Origin of the sequence: Neobacillus sp. 204 (assembly GCF_046562815.1) — a bacterium.
Classification (GTDB): domain Bacteria; phylum Bacillota; class Bacilli; order Bacillales; family Cytobacillaceae; genus Neobacillus.
The window spans coordinates 788,329-804,272 of record NZ_JBJORY010000001.1; the positions used below are offsets into that span (position 1 = coordinate 788,329).

A 15,944-nucleotide genomic window follows, 5' to 3' on the forward strand; every position below is an offset into this window, starting at 1 on the left:
TCCTTCCAGACTTAAATAAAGTTTTTAAGCGTTGATTAATAAGTGTGCCATTTCCAATGCTTTATCCGGTAAATTATTATTAGCATAATAATGAAATAATTCCTTTTTAGAACGCTTTATCAAATAGGTATATCCAGATTTAATGTACATAGGTAATGCTTTATTGAGTAAATATTGATGATATTCTTTTTCTTTAAATTTTAATAAATAAATCAAAAGTTTAAATAGATGGATGTATAATAATTGTTTTATTCTAATTGCAATCATTAATCCATCCTCTGCTTGTTGTATTAGTTGATCATTTGCAATAAGATCCCCCTCAAACGAACTGCGAATAAATCCTTCTAAAGAAAGTAAATAGACAGGAGATTCTGGATTCTTAAGGGACATAGATTGTTTATAAAACTCACTTGCTTGCTCATAATTTTTTCTTCGGTTGTATTCAGCAGCTAAGTTATGCAACACTTTTGCCTTTCGATCAGGGGCATTACATAATTCACAGCTTTTAATTAATTTTTTAAATCGGTATATGATTTCTTCATTATCATCATCATCTTCAACTTGTATGATCATAAGCATTTCTGCATCAATAACTCTAAGATAGTTATTCATATCTTTAAAGAATTGATGGGATTTTTCTGCATAATAATAGGTCAAAACGGGCGATTGTATAGTACAATAAGCTATTGCTAGGTGGTAGTAATATTCTGAATTATTATAACTCTCATTTTGTATTTCTTTTAATGTTTGAATTGCTTTGAGGAAATCCTGTTTTTCTAAATAATAGATACCTAAAACATGTTTTAAAAGATTACTCTCATAAGGGGTTAATTTGTTTTCTATTTTTTGTATTTTTTTTATAGTTTTAATTGCCTCATGCGGCCTATTATTCATTAGTAAATATCTTGCCCGAAGTAACTGATACATAAGTTTATATTCTGAGATTTCAATCAATTCTTCTCGTTCGAGCTCGCTGTTAATTTGTTCCATATCTTCAAATAATTGCATAATAATTGCGTCCTGCCAATGAGTTAAGTGCTGTTTAATATTTTTAAGTTTTTTTACTTCCAACTCCATATTTATTCCAAGCCGCTTGGATAATAAAGTAATGATTTCAGCTGAGTATGTTGTTTGATTACATTCAATTTTACTAATATGTGTGATTGAACATATATTTTTCCCTAATTGTTCTTGTGTTAGTTTGTATTTTTCACGATAAAATTTGATGATTTTTCCTTCATACATAACTAATAGCCCCCCTGGCCAATTTGCCCATAAAAAAACAACTTACCAGATAACATTCTACATTCTTCAAAATATTAAGTACATTTAGAAAAATGGAGTATCTTGTGAAGTAATACTTAAGAAGACATTCAAATGAAATATCCAAAAAATAAAGGTGCCACTCGATGTAGCGAAAAGTTCATTTTATTAGCTTTGAAACGGAATAGGAAAAGAAGTTGAGGGTAAAATATGTAAAACTTTCCGATTTGGAGAAAAGAGGAACATTTAATGAAAGCCGACGGATCTCTAGATAAAAACGAGAAGTCGTTGCAAGGAATGCTATTCCAAAGCTCAGACTTCAAATCGTGCGATTTCGTGGCCGGTGACCGACACTATAGGCTTTTTTATTTGGATACAATGATTGAGCTTGCCGTGGTGCAAGACCATATTATCCGCCCTTTGCTAAGCAACAAAGGCGTCAGCGTTCGTGAAGCAGTGTCCATTCTAGACTACAGCGAGACAGATCTTCTTTCAGTTGCTTCAAATGCACTGGTTGAGGGAAAGACGGTGGTTCAACTAGAAGGCCAGGCGAAGCTCTATTTGCTTGGAACCGAACTTAACAAAGAACGAGCAGTAAACATTCCGATAAACGAACGGGTAATGCGGGGTTCCAACCAAGCGTTGATCGAAAACCTAGACACGAACCTCAATTTGATGCGTAAGCTGATCCCGACTCCCGATTTTGTCGTAAAGTTCTATCAGCTTGGCCGCAGGTCGAATACAAAAGTCGCCGTTCTTTACCTACGTTCGTTAGCCAACGAAGATGTCTTAAAGGAGTTTGATCGAAGGATTACGAGTATCGACATTGATTACGTCGAAGCACCAGGTTTTCTACAAGAGTTGATTGAAGATAAAAAATTCTCGATATTTCCGAGATTACTCGTAACCGAAAGACCCGACCGGGTAAGATCTTACCTGATGGATGGGAAAATCGCGATTTTGACCGACGGTTCGCCAGATTGCCTGATCGTTCCGGTTTCGTTTTGGGCGTTTTTGCAAAGCCCGGACGATTACCAAGTCGGCTGGTTATTTGGCAGCTCCCTAAGGTTTCTGCGGGTCATCAGCTTCTTAATGGCGGTCTGTTTGCCCGCGATTTACGTGGCCCTTGTCACCTTCGATCCCCGGGTTTTGCCGTTCGAAATCGCACTGACATTGCAAAGCTCTATGCAATACATCGCAATGCCACCCGTACTCGAAGCGATAACGATGCTGGTCATACTCGAAATCCTGCGGGAGGCTACTGTACGACTCTCAAGCTCGATCTCCAATACGATCGGAGTCGTCGGTGGTATCGTCATCGGTACCGTCGTCGTTCAGGCGAATTTGATCTCCAATATGATGGTGATTGTAGTCTCGCTAACAGGCATTGCTTCTTTTATTATTCCTTCTTACGAAATGAGACTAACAGCCCGATTATTATATTTCCCGTTTATCATCATGGCAGCTATTTTCGGGTTGATTGGCTTGATGCTGGCATTCCTTATAGTGCTGACGCATTTGGCTCGAATAAACACGATGGGTATTCCGTACTATCACTCGTCAATTAGCGGCGATTTCATCAAGGATACGCTTTTTAGAGGTCCGATCAGGAGCTTGAAAAAACGCCCGAAGGAAAGCTTGTCTCAAGACGAGACGAGAATAGGAGATTCAAAGGGGTGACAGATTGATACACTTGAATAAAATTTCCATCAATCAGCTTATTTGCCTCGTTATTCTGACCCAAGTCGGTGTTAGCGTTTTATCGATCCCTTACCCACAATCCAGCTATGCAGGGTACGACTCGTGGATATCCATCTTAATTGGGGGAGTGTTCGCTCAAGCCGTCATCATTATTATCTATCAGCTCGGAAAAAGATATGATGATCGGCCTTTACCCCAGTACATATCCGCGATCGTTGGCAAGCCGTTAGGATCGGTCGTGAATTTCATCTATGCAACGTATTGCTTGCAATCTAGTCTTATGGTTATTGTTTCTTATTCCGATGTCATTAACCGCTGGGTGTTATTTGAGACACCCTGGTCCGTGTTAATTGGAGCATCGGTCTTAATCGCTGCATATATTGCTTCATCTACGCTCCGGTCAATGGCTACAATCACGCAGACAATTATGTTCATGTTTTTTATATGCTTTGTGATTGTATTTATTAGTGGAATAGGAGAAGGGGATTGGCGTCATTTTCTGCCGATAGGTACTCATGGGATCGGCCCTACTCTAAAGGGCGCTCTTCCCGCCTTTTGGTTGTATGCGGGATACGAGCTTCTCCTGTACGTGTTTCCATTTGTAAGATGCCGTAAGAAAAAGGATATCTTGATTGCAATGTCAGCCGCCAATGGATTTACGACTTTTTTGTATGTATTGATATCGGTGATTGTGACGTACAACTACAGCGAAAGTCAATTGAAATCCATTCAGGAGCCGATGGTATTCATTCTCCGTAAATTCAGATGGCCAGTTGTTCAAAGCCTCGACATTCTATTTATGACGATTTGGATTTCCGTGACTACGGTAACTGTTTATGTTTATTTGTTTTTGTCCGCACGATATCTGGCATTCGTCGGCCGTAAAGAAATCCGCAACCATCCTCTTTTGGTATGGATTTTGGCACTCGTTTGCTTCGCAGGAGGATTATGGGGCGACAACCGGCAATGGTTGTTCAAATTTGGCGACTATCATAATACTGCTACCGTGATTATCATTGCCATTGTGCCAACCATTCTGCTTCTTATTTCTTTGGCTCGGGGAAAGGAGGCGGGAGGATGAAAAAAGCTACAATTGGAATTTTGTTGTTGCTGCTATTGACCGGTTGTTGGGATCAAATGCAGCTGCGTCATCTCAATTTTGTGGATATCGCAAGTATTGATTTTGACGAGAAGAGCGGGAACATCGTCCTCCGGTATATCGTCACACGCCTTAAAGGTGCCAGCCAAGGAGGAGGAAATTTGGTTTCGGAAACTACGGAACTCAAAGGACCTAGTTTAGTCGAAGCGGTTGGTCAAAGCGATTTCATCGGACGGGCTCCTTTTTTAGGAGTGAACACGAGAATCTATACGATAAGCCAGAGCTTCGCTTCTCATGATCCTATTACAAAGCTAACTTTTTTACTAAAGGCCCCCTATGCGGCGATCAACGTACCCGTAGTCGTATTTGACGGGAGCCTATCTAAGACTCTTAAAGTGATGAAAAATCAAGAAGAGTTTTCCAATGAACTGTACGAGTTTGTTTTGGCTTTGGAAAAGAACGGAATTATGTCCAACGTTTCTATGATGCGTTTTATACAATCCAAAGAAATGCAATTGGAAGATATCGCTTTGCCGCTGTTGAAAAAATCCGATTCGGAAATAGTATTAAAGGGTGCCCTATTATTCCGTCAAGGTAAGAATACTAGGAAGAAACTCGACAAGGATCAAGTTCGAATGGTACAGTTACTGCTAGGGAAGGACATGGGAAGGCAAAGATTGACTGGACATATGTCTGAAAACGACGATGAACGACATAGTTATTACGGGGTGTACGTCAAGAAAGTGGATTCAAAGATCACTGTCCACCCTGAAACGAACGGATTGCCGAAAGTCATTTTCGGAGTCCGATTAAGAATAAATTCAATCGAAGCAGGCGAGTCGGTTCATACGCTGAACGCTGATACCGTTAACCGGATAGAAAAAGACATGAGCAAACATATGGAGGAACAGGCGATTGAAACAATCAAGACTTTACAAAAAGCTAATTGTGATCTTCTGGGTATTGGTAAGCAATTAAAGGCCTACCATCCAAACCTTTGGAAGTCTTTACATTGGCGCAAAGACTATCCACGATTATCGATTAAACCCAAATTCGAAGTACAGATCAGTAACCCGGATACCGAATAGTTCAATGGGCGCGTATTCCGATAGGGGGAACGCGTCCAGTTTATGTCCGCGATTTTTTATTTTGTGGAAAGTATAGTGAGTTCGTGAAAGGCTCAACTCCTTTTGGCGTGGTCAGGATAGGGATGTTCTGTTTTACGCTGGTGAAGTTAAATTCCAAAGAGGAATTATTTCGTTGAATGTATTGAAATATCATCATGTAGATCCGCTGAAGTTGAGGTGAACTAATGAATTTTGAACAAATGGAGTATATTGTCAATGTAGCAAATGAGATGTCAATTACAAAAGCAGCAGAAAAATTATTTATTTCACCTTCGGGGATGAGTCAATCAATAACACAGCTAGAAAATGAGCTTGGAATAAAAATCTTTAACCGATCAAAACAAGGAGTTACTCCTACTTTTGAAGGTAAAATAGTTATTTCCAAAGCAATCGCTTTACTTAAGACCATTAAAGAACTGAACAAAGAAATTTATGCTTATAAAAATAGTAATCAAACTCATTTGAAAATTATTACAGCGCCCACCTTTTCTTATGTAATTCAAGAAACAATGGTTAAGTTTAATTCAAGAAATCCTGATATTACATTCGAATTTGTAGAGCAAAATCCTACAGATATTATTCAGAATTTCAACAAAGAAAACTATGACTTCGCTTTCATACATGCATCTATAAATGAATTAAAAAAAGAAAAAAATATTTGTTTTGAACATATTCATGAGGGTCACGTATGTATAGCGGTAGGTAAAAATTCACCTTATTATTCATTTGATTATGTAACTCTTAGTGATTTAGAGAATTCAAAATTTGTTATCTATAATTCATCGGATTATAAAAAGATATTAAAAGTAATAAAACTGAATCCCCATCAAGTTTTAATTAGATCAAATAGCAGCAGCCTTCTTTTCGAGTTGATAAAAGAAAGTCAAGCCGTTTTATTTTTGCATGATTTTTCTATTAACTATAGTCCAATGGTTAAAAATGGAGAAATAAAAATCATCCCTCTAAGGGAAGAAAATTATTTTCCAATTGATTTCTGGCTTATATATTTAGAAACAAAAGGTTTAACAAAGGTAGCGAAGGAATTTATTGATGACTTTTTTAAAAACCTAAAAAATAGTAAAAAAAGGGCACAGACTTCAAATTGAGCGATTTCATGGCGGTGACCGACGTTACCGTCTTTTTGATTTGAATAAATGATTGCTCTTTAATTTTAAAGTTAATATTAGTTAATTATAAAAAACGTTAGAAACGATAAAAGAATAGATGTAATGATAATGGCAATAAGTGGACGTATTGCTTTAGTGCGTAATTCTTTTAAGCTAATATTTAATCCTAAGCCGGTCATAGACATCGTTAAAAGAAATGATGTGAAAGTTGCAATATCTGACATATGTTTTTTTGATACTACAAACTCATTTCCGATAATATAGCTCCCCACAAAACTCATAACGATAAAACCGATTAAAAACCATGGAAACTCGAATTTTGCCTCACCCTCCATTTTTCCTTTCTTTTTCATCCAAAACATAAGGACAAAACAAACAGGAATTAAAAGAAACACACGTGCAAGTTTGGCGAGTAAAGCGTTTGCAAGAGCATCCTGGCCAGCAGGCGCAGCTGCTAAAGCAACATGGCCGATCTCATGAAGACTGATTCCAACCCACTTTCCATAATCTATAAGACTAATAGGTAATATAGGATATATTAACGTATAGATAATTGAAAAAACTGTGCCTACTAAAGCGATGATACCGACTCCCATAGCCGTATCCTCATCTTTTGCTTTAATAATTGGCGATACGGCCGCGATGGCAGCGGCACCACATATGCCTGTTCCAACACTTAATAATAAAGAAAGATTAAGATCTGCTTTGAGCCATTTTGCAAGTATCATCAGAACTGCTATTGAAAAAATAATTGTTACGGCACCTCTTAGCAATAGCGGCAAACCCTGATGAAATATGACGATCATGTTAAGCTTTAAACCATAAAGAATGATGGCCAATCTTAACAGTTTTTTAGATGAAAATTGAATGCCAGTACGTAATCTCTCTGGGTATCCAAATACTTGCCTATAAACCAAAGCAAGTAAAATGGCACATGCAAGTGCTCCTATATGATTTAGACCTGGCAATGTCGCCAAAAAAAACCCACAAATGGCTATAATCAATGTAAAACCAATTCCAAATATCAAAGAAACATTTATCATTTTATTAGATTTTTTTTGCTGATTCGGACTGGAAAGTATTAATGCTTTTTGTTCCAATGTTTTTCATCCCCTCAATTGCATTATTTAAATATATCGTAACGAATGATTTACAATAAGGGAAATAAATGATTATTATAGTTATAATAAGTAAAAACGATATAAAGTAGGTAAACTCAATGGATCAACTATTATCAGTATTTATATCTGTAGCAGATAAAAGAAACTTCTCCAGAGCAGCGGAAGAGCTTCATATGACTCAGCCTGCCGTTAGCCAGCAAATTCAGCAATTAGAAAAATATATAGGTGCAAAGCTGCTTTTAAGGACAAACAAAAATGTACAGCTCACTAAAGCAGGTGAAATTGTCTATTTACATGCAAAAGAAATAACAGCTTTATATAAAAGAATGTCGATGTTAGTGAATGAATTAAATAACGAGCCAACAGGACTATTAAAAATTGGTGCGAGCTATACTTTTGGTGAATATGTTTTACCGCATATACTTGCAACAATGAAGAACCGATTTCCTAATATCATTCCTTCGGTACAGATTGGCAATACAAGAGATATAGCAAAAGCAATCTTAAGTCATGAGATCGATGTAGGAATTGTAGAGGGTGAGATATCTCATCGAAATATATATATTAAAACAGTTTCAACGGACCAAATGTTTATCGTAGCAGGAGGGAAATATCCAATATATTTTAATAAGGAAGTTACACGAAGCCAGGTAGAACAAGAGAATTGGATTGTTCGTGAAGAAGGTTCTGGAACAAGAGATGCAACAGAAAAATTATTTGAAACTTTGCAAATACGTCCTACTAGGTTAATGGAGTTCGGCAGCACACAACTAATTAAAGAAGCAGTCGAAGCGGGGCTTGGTATTAGTTATTTATCTGAACTTACGGTTAAAAAAGAAAGGCTGCTTGGTACCATCCAAATATTAAATGTTAAAGGGACACCGATAAAAAGAAATTTTTCAGTTATAACAGAATCTATTGAATTGCATACGAAATCTATGAACTTATTTATTGAGTTAATAGAAAATTATCTAAAGAATCAATAAGAGCAATAGCTCTAATTAAACAATAAATCATTAAAGATATAAAAAAGACAAAGCCATCTATAGGACTTTGTCTTTTTATTTACAAGTCGATGACGAGACCGTGGAAGTAAGCCACTTGCTATGCTGAACTCCTTTTTATATTAGTGAAATCTATATACAAATTAAAATCTTTAATTTTATTTAATTATTATTTATGAGTATACTTACTGTAGTAATATTTTAAATATTCACAATAGTGGGCATTCAAAATGCTTCTATGTGAGTAAAAGGGGTGTCATTATTTTATGAGTTATCATTTATACGAAAATCTGAAAAGAAGTGCAAGTATGTTCCCAGACAGTTACGCTTATATCTTTAGAGATAAAAGTGTTACTTATAAAGAACTACATCAGCAGGTGGATAAATTGGCTGCTGGTTTGTCTGCACAAGGAATAGGGAAGGGAGATGGTGTGGCTCTAATATTAGGAAATAGCCCTGAATTTCTCATTGCTTATTACGGCATTTTACGACTAGGTGCATTTGTTGTACCGATCAATCCGTTGTTTACCCAAGGGGAAATCAGCTACATATTAGACAATAGTCAAGCCAAGGCGGTCATTGCTCACATATCTGTAGAGCTGAAGTTATCAGAAGTAAAGAAACAATTGGAAAATCTAAAGCTAGTCATTTATACCGAAGCCGAGAATCAGGAATGGACATGGGAGAATCTCATGGAAACTAGTGTGGATGTTTGTGTAAGCCCTTTCATTGATCAAGAAGACCTTGCAGTCATTCTTTACACATCAGGTACTACAGGGAAACCAAAGGGTGCGATGTTATCACATCGGAACTTAGCATCGAATGCAGACTCCATTTCAAAATTACTTGAACTCGATGAAAATGACCGTGTAGTAGCTGTCCTGCCAATGTTTCATGTTTTCTGTATGACAGTTTGTTTGAATGCACCAATTGCTTGCGGGGCAACTGTTCTCATCCAGCCTAAATTCAGCCCGGTCGATGTGGTCAGTACCATTCGAGAAAGAATGGCAACCGTGTTTGCTGGAGTACCTACGATGTACAGTTTTATCAATCAATTGCCTGAAGCGGCTGCGGAGGATTTCCAATCTATTCGCTTGTGTATCTCTGGAGGTGCATCGATTCCGGTCGAGTTGCTGCATAAATTTGAAAACAAGTTTAAAGTTTCTATCTTAGAAGGATATGGACTTTCGGAAACAGCTCCTCTCGTCGCTATTAATCCATTAAAAGGAACTCGCAAACCAGGTTCTATCGGCCTGAATATTCCAGCTGTTCAAAGCCAAGTGGTAGATGAGTTCGGTAAAGAATTGCCTAGATGTGAAGTCGGAGAGTTAGTTGTTCAAGGGCCAAATGTAATGAAGGGATATTTGGGGATGCCGGAAGCTACATTAGCTGCTTTTAAAGACGGGTGGTTTTACACCGGTGATCTCGCAACAATGGATGAAGAAGGATACATCTACATTGTTGACCGCAAGAAAGACATGATTATTGTGGGCGGATACAATGTATATCCTCGTGAAGTGGAGGAAGTCCTGTATCAGCATCCTGCCGTGGTCGAGGCGGCCGTAATTGGAGTTCCAGATGTAGAATACGGAGAAAGCGTAAAAGCTTACGTCGTAGTCAAGGATGAGCAAATAGCTATGAATGACATTATTCAATTCTGTCTGGATAAGCTGGTCAAGTACAAGCTTCCTAAACAAGTAGAATTTTTTAAAGAGTTGCCAAAGAACTCAACAGGGAAGATTTTGCGCAGAGAGTTAAGAGAATTGACTGAAGTAAAGTAAGAAACTAACCAAATTATTAAAGGGGGATTAATTATGTCAACCATTTTAAAGGAAAAAGTTAAAGGGCCAGTAGCTTGGAAAGGCACTGACCTGGCTAAAGATGAATCATGGGTTTATTATTTGACCGAAAAAACGATTACTTCACTTGAGAACGCTTTAGCACAGGTTAAGCAAAAGGGTTTAAAAGCACCTGAGTTTAACAAGGAGGACTTCCCGATTTCAGATCTCTTAGAGGAAATCGATTACTTTGTTGAAGAGCTGGAGAATGGGAGAGGGTTCCTATTAATTCGCGGATTACCAATGGAAAGGTATACAGATGAAGAAGCCAGCATTATATACTGGGGTCTCGGCCTTCATATGGGAACTCCTGTATCGCAAAACGCTAATGGTGATCTTTTAGGGCACGTTAGGGATCAAGGTCTTAGCCTGGAAAATTCAAATGTACGCGGTTACCAAACGAAACTGCATCTTCCTTTTCATGCGGATGGATCTGACGTTGTCGGATTGTTAAGTCTACGAAAAGGGAAATCCGGAGGTTACAGCAGCATTATAAGCTCGATGGCTGTTTATAATGAAATTCTGGAGAAGAACCCCGAATATTTAGGAATTCTCTGTCGTCCATTCAACTTTGATCGTCGTGGAGAGGAAGCGCCAGGAGAATCTCCAGTATTTACATCACCAATCTTTAGTTACTATGATGGAAAATTGAGCTGCCGATATGTCCGTTTATTTATCGAATCAGCACAAGCGAAAACAGGTATCCAGCTGTCGAAAGTTGAAATTGAAGCATTAGACTTACTGGATTCCCTCCTTCATGATGAAAAGTTGCATTATAATATGCTGCTGGAGGAAGGTGATATGCAGTTCGTCAATAATTATACGGTTCTTCACTCACGTACTCAATATGAAGACTATGAAGAACTGGATCGAAAACGTCATTTATTAAGATTGTGGCTCACGATGCCAAATGGCCGGGAAATTTCCCCGGATTTCGCGATGTTTATTGATGAGAATACGGGAAAACCGGGTCGCGGCGGTGTACCTCCTCGTAATAAAACAGCTGGTGGTATTGTTGAAACCTTAAAGTAATTGTGCATCAGCAGCTTCGTTAAAACTAGTGGGAACATCTTTTCTAGTTTCAGGAAAAGGTGTTCCTTATATAGGAAAAAGTGAGGATATATATATGTCAAGCACTCCAAAGTATTCCTGGATTATCTTATTATTTCTAGTTCTTTCCGGGATGATCAACCAAGTAGATAAAATTATCATTGGTTTGGTTTCCGTTCCTTTAATGAAAGAGTTACATTTAAGTCCTTCGCAATGGGGAGTTGTAGGAAGTTCTTTCTTTTGGTTTTTTACCTTCGCCTCTATCGTTCTTGGCGGCATGGCCGATTCCAGAAACACGAAAAAAATGTTAACGTGGATATCGCTTGTATGGTTGATTGTACAATTTGCCACGCCCTTCGTTTCCAGTTTGTCTCTGCTTTTGTTAACAAGAATGATTTTGGGAGCAGGTGAAGGTCCAGCCCCAGCTCTTTCTACGGCAATCATGGGAAAGTGGTTCCCGAAACATAGACACGGAATAGGCTTTGGTGCTGTTCTCTTAGGAACGACAGGGGGATCGGCGATTGCTTCGCCATTATTAATCTCTTTAATCGATAATTATGGATGGAGATCTGCATTTATTGCCATGGGTATACTGGGACTGATTGTTCTGGTTTTATGGATGATATTCGGTAAAGAAAGTCCACAAGAAATCGGGCTGACTGTCATTCATCAAAAGGAGCACCAGTCGTCTAGCCTTTCTAAGGTTTCATGGCGTCAGTTTCTTCCGCATCTTTTATCTAAAAATTTTATTTTGACCGTTTTGTGCGGTGGGTGTGCGTATTGGTTATTGTCCGTTCAAGCGGTATGGTTTCCAGCCTACTTTTCCAAAGTTCAACAGTTTAATGGTCAAACATTAAAACTAGCCGTGTCTTTACCTTTTCTTTTCGCAGCTTTTTGCCAATTTGGATTTGCTTTGCTATCAGATCGGCTTTATCGTAAAACAGGAGATATTCGTAAAGCACGAATTAATCTTGCTGGTTTCATGATGATGTTATCCGCTTTATGTATATATCTAGCAAATACCGTGAATTCGACGTCTTTGTCCATAATATTCTTTACCCTTGCACCCGGTTTTGCGTATGTCATTCTATCACTCGCACCGGCCATATTGATGGAGTTTTTTTCTCCTCAAAACATTGGAAAGGCACAAGGAACATTCATTGCTCTTGCAAGTATTGCAAGTATTATTGCTCCAATCGTATTTGGGAATCTTATACAAAATGCAACGACTGAAGCTATTGGCTATGGATTTGCGTTTCAAGCCTCTTCTTTGGGGATGCTCATAATCGGATTATTGTTTTGGATAGGTGTTCGTCCCGTAAAGCAAAGTAATTCAATAATAGAAGCAGAAGAGCGAGTGAGTGTTTAAAGTATACAATTATAGTCCATCAGAATACTAGTGTACGAAATTAATAAGGGAGGGTTAATTATGTCGATTATTTTAAAGGAAAAAATTCAGGGTCGATCAGCGTGGAAAGGTACTGAACTGGCAAAAGATGATTCATGGATTTATTATTTGTCCGTGAAAACAATTGCTGCACTTGAGAAGGCTGTATTACATGTTCAGCAAAAGGGATTAAAAGCACCTGATTTTAAAAAGGAGGATTTCCAGATTCCTGATCTCGCTGACGAAATCGCATACTTTGTTGACGAGCTGGAGAATGGAAGAGGGTTTCTATTGATTCGTGGATTGCCAATGGGTCAGTTTACTGACGAAGAAGCGAGCATCATTTACTGGGGTCTCGGACTTCACTTGGGCTTACCGATAATCCAAAGCAAAAACGGGGAGCTCCTAGGACATATCAAAAACGTAGGTAAAGACTTTAATGATAATACAAAAGTTCGTGGTTACCAAACGAATGTACATCTTGACTATCACACTGATCTCGCTGATGTAGTCGGATTACTATGTCTTCAGAAAGCGAAATCTGGCGGTTTAAGCAGTATTGCAAGTGCGATGGCTATCTATAATGAAATTGTGGAGAAGCACCCAGAGTACCTTGAAATTCTCTATCGTCCATTCGCCCATGATCTTCGCGGGGAAGAAGGACCAGGCCAATCTCCAGTAGTTCAAACACCGATCTTTAGCTATTACGATGGTAAATTAAGCTGCAGATATATTCGTCAATATGTCGAATCAGCACAAACGAAAACAGGTATCTCTTTGTCGAAAGAGGAAATCGAAGCATTTGATTTTATCGATTCCCTCACTCATGATGAAAACTTCCATATTGATATGATGATGGAACCGGGTGATATGCAATTCGTTAATAATTATTCCGTTTTTCATTCACGGACTCATTTTGAAGATTACGAAGAAGATGACAAGAAACGTCATCTATTAAGATTATGGCTCATGATGCCAAATGGCCGGAAAATTGCCCCAGATTTCGAGTTTTATATCGGCGGGGTACCTGTAAAAAGATAAAAAGCTGGTGGTAGTAATAAACACCATTATTTCTTATATCAAGTGAGATGGTGATTTTATTCAACGAAATATGGTGAATAAAATCACCATTTTATGTTTTTAAATGCCTTATGGCCGGAATAAAAGATTAGGATATAGCCGAGTTAATTTAAAAATAATTGAAGTGAGGATGATGCTCCTTGGTAAATTTAGATCCGCAAGCAGAAAAATATTTACAAGCTTTTAATCAGATGCCGCCTATTCATAAAATGGATCCAAAGACAGTAAGAGATATGCTAGCAAAGGCACCGCGCCCTGCTGTGATATTAGAGCCGCTTTCAAAGGTAGAGGATTTGATGCTTCCAGTAAGCCAGGATGAAGAAATCAAATGTCGGGTATACATACCAGAAGGGCAAGGTCCCTTTCCCCTATTTATATACTACCATGGTGGGGGATGGGTTCTCGGAGACATTGAATCGTCGGATGCAAGCTGTCGTATGATCGCTAATAGAACGGAAAGTATTGTTGTATCCGTAAACTATCGTCTTGCACCAGAGTATAAGTTTCCGACTGCAGTAGAAGACGCATATGCGGCATTGGAATGGGTGTATGAAAAAGGGACTTCCTTTAACGGTGATGTTTCTAGATTGGCAGTCGGAGGGGATAGCGTAGGTGGAAATCTAGCAACAGTAGTTACGATGATGGCGAGAGACAGAAAAGGTCCCGACATCACTGCTCAGGTCCTGCTTTATCCTCCGACAAGCCTTGAGTGCAATACGGAATCCCATCAAACTTTTGCAAAAGGATTTGGTCTGGATCGCGAACAGCTGATTTGGTTCCGGGATCATTATTTAAGAAATGATAAGGATAGGTGTAATGAGTACGCTTCTCCCTTGGTGGCTGAAGATTTAAGTGGCCTCCCGCCAGCATTAGTAATCACAGCGGAAAATGATGTGCTTCGGGATGAAGGTAGAGCTTATGCTGATCGTCTGAAAAAATTTGGTGTGCAGGTAGAATATGCATGTGAATCCGGAATGGTCCACGGTTTTTTTGGACATATGGCTATTTTCTCTAACAACATTGAATCAACTGTTTCTAAGATCGACAAATTCCTACGTACAACAAAATATTCGATAAAAATCTAAATGAAACGAGCCTCACAATTTAATGAGGCTCGTTTTTTATATTATATATTTTTCATGGACTATAAATTGGTAATCTATGAAACAGTTAACAGTAACAACCAAGTATGTTAGAAATAAACGGTATTTCCAATGCCGCCAGTTACCGGAATAACATCGCCAGTAATCGATGCCGCCAAAGGCGAAGCCAGGAAGGTAACGACATAAGCAATTTCCTCTGCAGTTATCAAGCGGCCGAGGGAATTCAGTGATTCTACATGGCGTATAGCTTCCTCATTCGTGACCCGGCCTCTAAACGTTTCTGTATCGACTATCCCTGGATAAACAGCATTAACGTTAATACCGTGCTTTCCTAATTCCAATGAGGCGGATTTCGTCATATGGACAACAGATGCATTACGCGGACCGGAACTAAAATAATTGCCGCCAATTCTGGCTGCCAGACCACTTATATTTATTATACGGCCCCATTTATTTTCTATCATATAAGGTGCAACTGCTCGGATACAGCGAAAATAACCCATGTATTTTTCTTCAAAATCTTTCAAAATAAGTTCATCTTTAATACTATAAAAATCCTCTGGCTCATGGCCGCCAACACGGGCTCCACTGTTGATTAAAATATCAATGCTTCCCATCGCTGCCGCTGATTTTTCAACTAAATTCAGGATTGAATCAGGGTCAGTAGTATCTGCCACGATCGGATAGATATTTCTTTTTGTCTCTTGTGTCAATTCCTCTGCAGCGAGCTTTAGTGTGGATTCAGTTCTTGAACAAATTGTACAATCTACACCTTCCAAAGCCAACTGGCGGGCAATCGCTTTACCAATCCCGCGGCTTCCTCCAACGATAAGAGCTTTTTTTCCGGATAACTTTAAATCCATTGTCTAGACCTCCTGTTTCGAATCTCTCAAAAAACCACATAAGTTGAGAGTGATTTTTTTGACTATTAACTTATCTCTATATTTTCATTCTACCTATAAATAATAATTATATAAAATTAAAGATATTAATCTGTAATTAAGTTGTACTAATATACTGTTATATCGTTATTTTCCAATGTAC

Annotated in this window: 13 protein-coding genes; 10 read left to right on the top strand and 3 right to left on the bottom strand. The window is 38.4% G+C overall.

Going from position 1 to position 15,944, the window contains the following annotated elements; translation table 11 throughout:
• Positions 1-24: 24 nt before the first annotated feature.
• Positions 25-1,245 (bottom strand): helix-turn-helix domain-containing protein, encoded by a 1,221-nt coding sequence (locus ACJ004_RS03600; RefSeq protein ID WP_410891144.1) that lies wholly within the window; start codon positions 1,243-1,245, stop codon positions 25-27.
• A 267-nt stretch (positions 1,246-1,512) separates the two neighbouring features.
• Between ACJ004_RS03600 and ACJ004_RS03605 the strand changes: the two genes are divergently transcribed.
• The 4 genes from ACJ004_RS03605 to ACJ004_RS03620 all read left to right on the top strand — a co-directional run bounded on the left by ACJ004_RS03605 (position 1,513) and on the right by ACJ004_RS03620 (position 6,296).
• Positions 1,513-2,943 carry a spore germination protein gene (locus ACJ004_RS03605; protein ID WP_410891145.1) on the top strand — a complete coding sequence of 477 codons (1,431 nt, stop codon included), beginning with the start codon at positions 1,513-1,515 and terminating at the stop codon, positions 2,941-2,943.
• Positions 2,944-2,947: 4 nt separating this feature from the next.
• Complete coding sequence (locus tag ACJ004_RS03610) at positions 2,948-4,045, top strand: GerAB/ArcD/ProY family transporter (protein WP_410891146.1); 1,098 nt, start codon at positions 2,948-2,950, stop codon at positions 4,043-4,045.
• Positions 4,042-5,151, top strand: a complete 1,110-nt coding sequence (locus tag ACJ004_RS03615; protein WP_410891147.1) for a Ger(x)C family spore germination C-terminal domain-containing protein — start codon at positions 4,042-4,044, stop codon at positions 5,149-5,151. Before ACJ004_RS03610 ends, ACJ004_RS03615 begins: the two co-directional genes overlap by 4 nt.
• 224 nt (positions 5,152-5,375) lie before the next feature.
• Positions 5,376-6,296 (top strand): LysR family transcriptional regulator, encoded by a 921-nt coding sequence (locus ACJ004_RS03620; RefSeq protein ID WP_410891148.1) that lies wholly within the window; start codon positions 5,376-5,378, stop codon positions 6,294-6,296.
• Positions 6,297-6,373: 77 nt separating this feature from the next.
• Here ACJ004_RS03620 and ACJ004_RS03625 read toward each other — a convergent pair whose 3' ends face one another.
• A complete protein-coding gene (locus tag ACJ004_RS03625) occupies positions 6,374-7,360 on the bottom strand; it encodes a YeiH family protein (protein ID WP_410891275.1) in 987 nt (328 codons plus the stop codon).
• A gap of 176 nt (positions 7,361-7,536) precedes the next feature.
• Between ACJ004_RS03625 and ACJ004_RS03630 the strand changes: the two genes are divergently transcribed.
• The 6 genes from ACJ004_RS03630 (at position 7,537) to ACJ004_RS03655 (ending at position 14,882) form a co-directional block, all read left to right on the top strand.
• Positions 7,537-8,424, top strand: coding sequence for a LysR family transcriptional regulator (locus ACJ004_RS03630; protein WP_410891149.1), 888 nt, complete (start codon positions 7,537-7,539; stop codon positions 8,422-8,424).
• Between the two features lie 284 nt (positions 8,425-8,708).
• A complete protein-coding gene (locus ACJ004_RS03635; protein WP_410891150.1) occupies positions 8,709-10,223 on the top strand; it encodes a long-chain-fatty-acid--CoA ligase in 1,515 nt (504 codons plus the stop codon).
• A gap of 33 nt (positions 10,224-10,256) precedes the next feature.
• Positions 10,257-11,312 carry a TauD/TfdA family dioxygenase gene (locus tag ACJ004_RS03640; RefSeq protein ID WP_410891151.1) on the top strand — a complete coding sequence of 352 codons (1,056 nt, stop codon included), beginning with the start codon at positions 10,257-10,259 and terminating at the stop codon, positions 11,310-11,312.
• A gap of 94 nt (positions 11,313-11,406) precedes the next feature.
• Positions 11,407-12,699 carry an MFS transporter gene (locus ACJ004_RS03645; RefSeq protein ID WP_410891152.1) on the top strand — a complete coding sequence of 431 codons (1,293 nt, stop codon included), beginning with the start codon at positions 11,407-11,409 and terminating at the stop codon, positions 12,697-12,699.
• A gap of 60 nt (positions 12,700-12,759) precedes the next feature.
• Positions 12,760-13,758: a TauD/TfdA family dioxygenase gene (locus ACJ004_RS03650; RefSeq protein ID WP_410891153.1), complete on the top strand. Its 999-nt coding sequence runs from the start codon at positions 12,760-12,762 to the stop codon at positions 13,756-13,758.
• Positions 13,759-13,937: 179 nt separating this feature from the next.
• Entirely contained in the window at positions 13,938-14,882 is a 945-nt protein-coding gene (locus ACJ004_RS03655; protein WP_410891154.1) for an alpha/beta hydrolase, read from the top strand.
• Between the two features lie 107 nt (positions 14,883-14,989).
• On the opposite strand, the gene ACJ004_RS03660 is transcribed toward ACJ004_RS03655, so the two are convergent.
• A complete protein-coding gene (locus ACJ004_RS03660; protein ID WP_410891155.1) occupies positions 14,990-15,763 on the bottom strand; it encodes an SDR family NAD(P)-dependent oxidoreductase in 774 nt (257 codons plus the stop codon).
• Between the last annotated feature and the right edge of the window lie 181 nt (positions 15,764-15,944).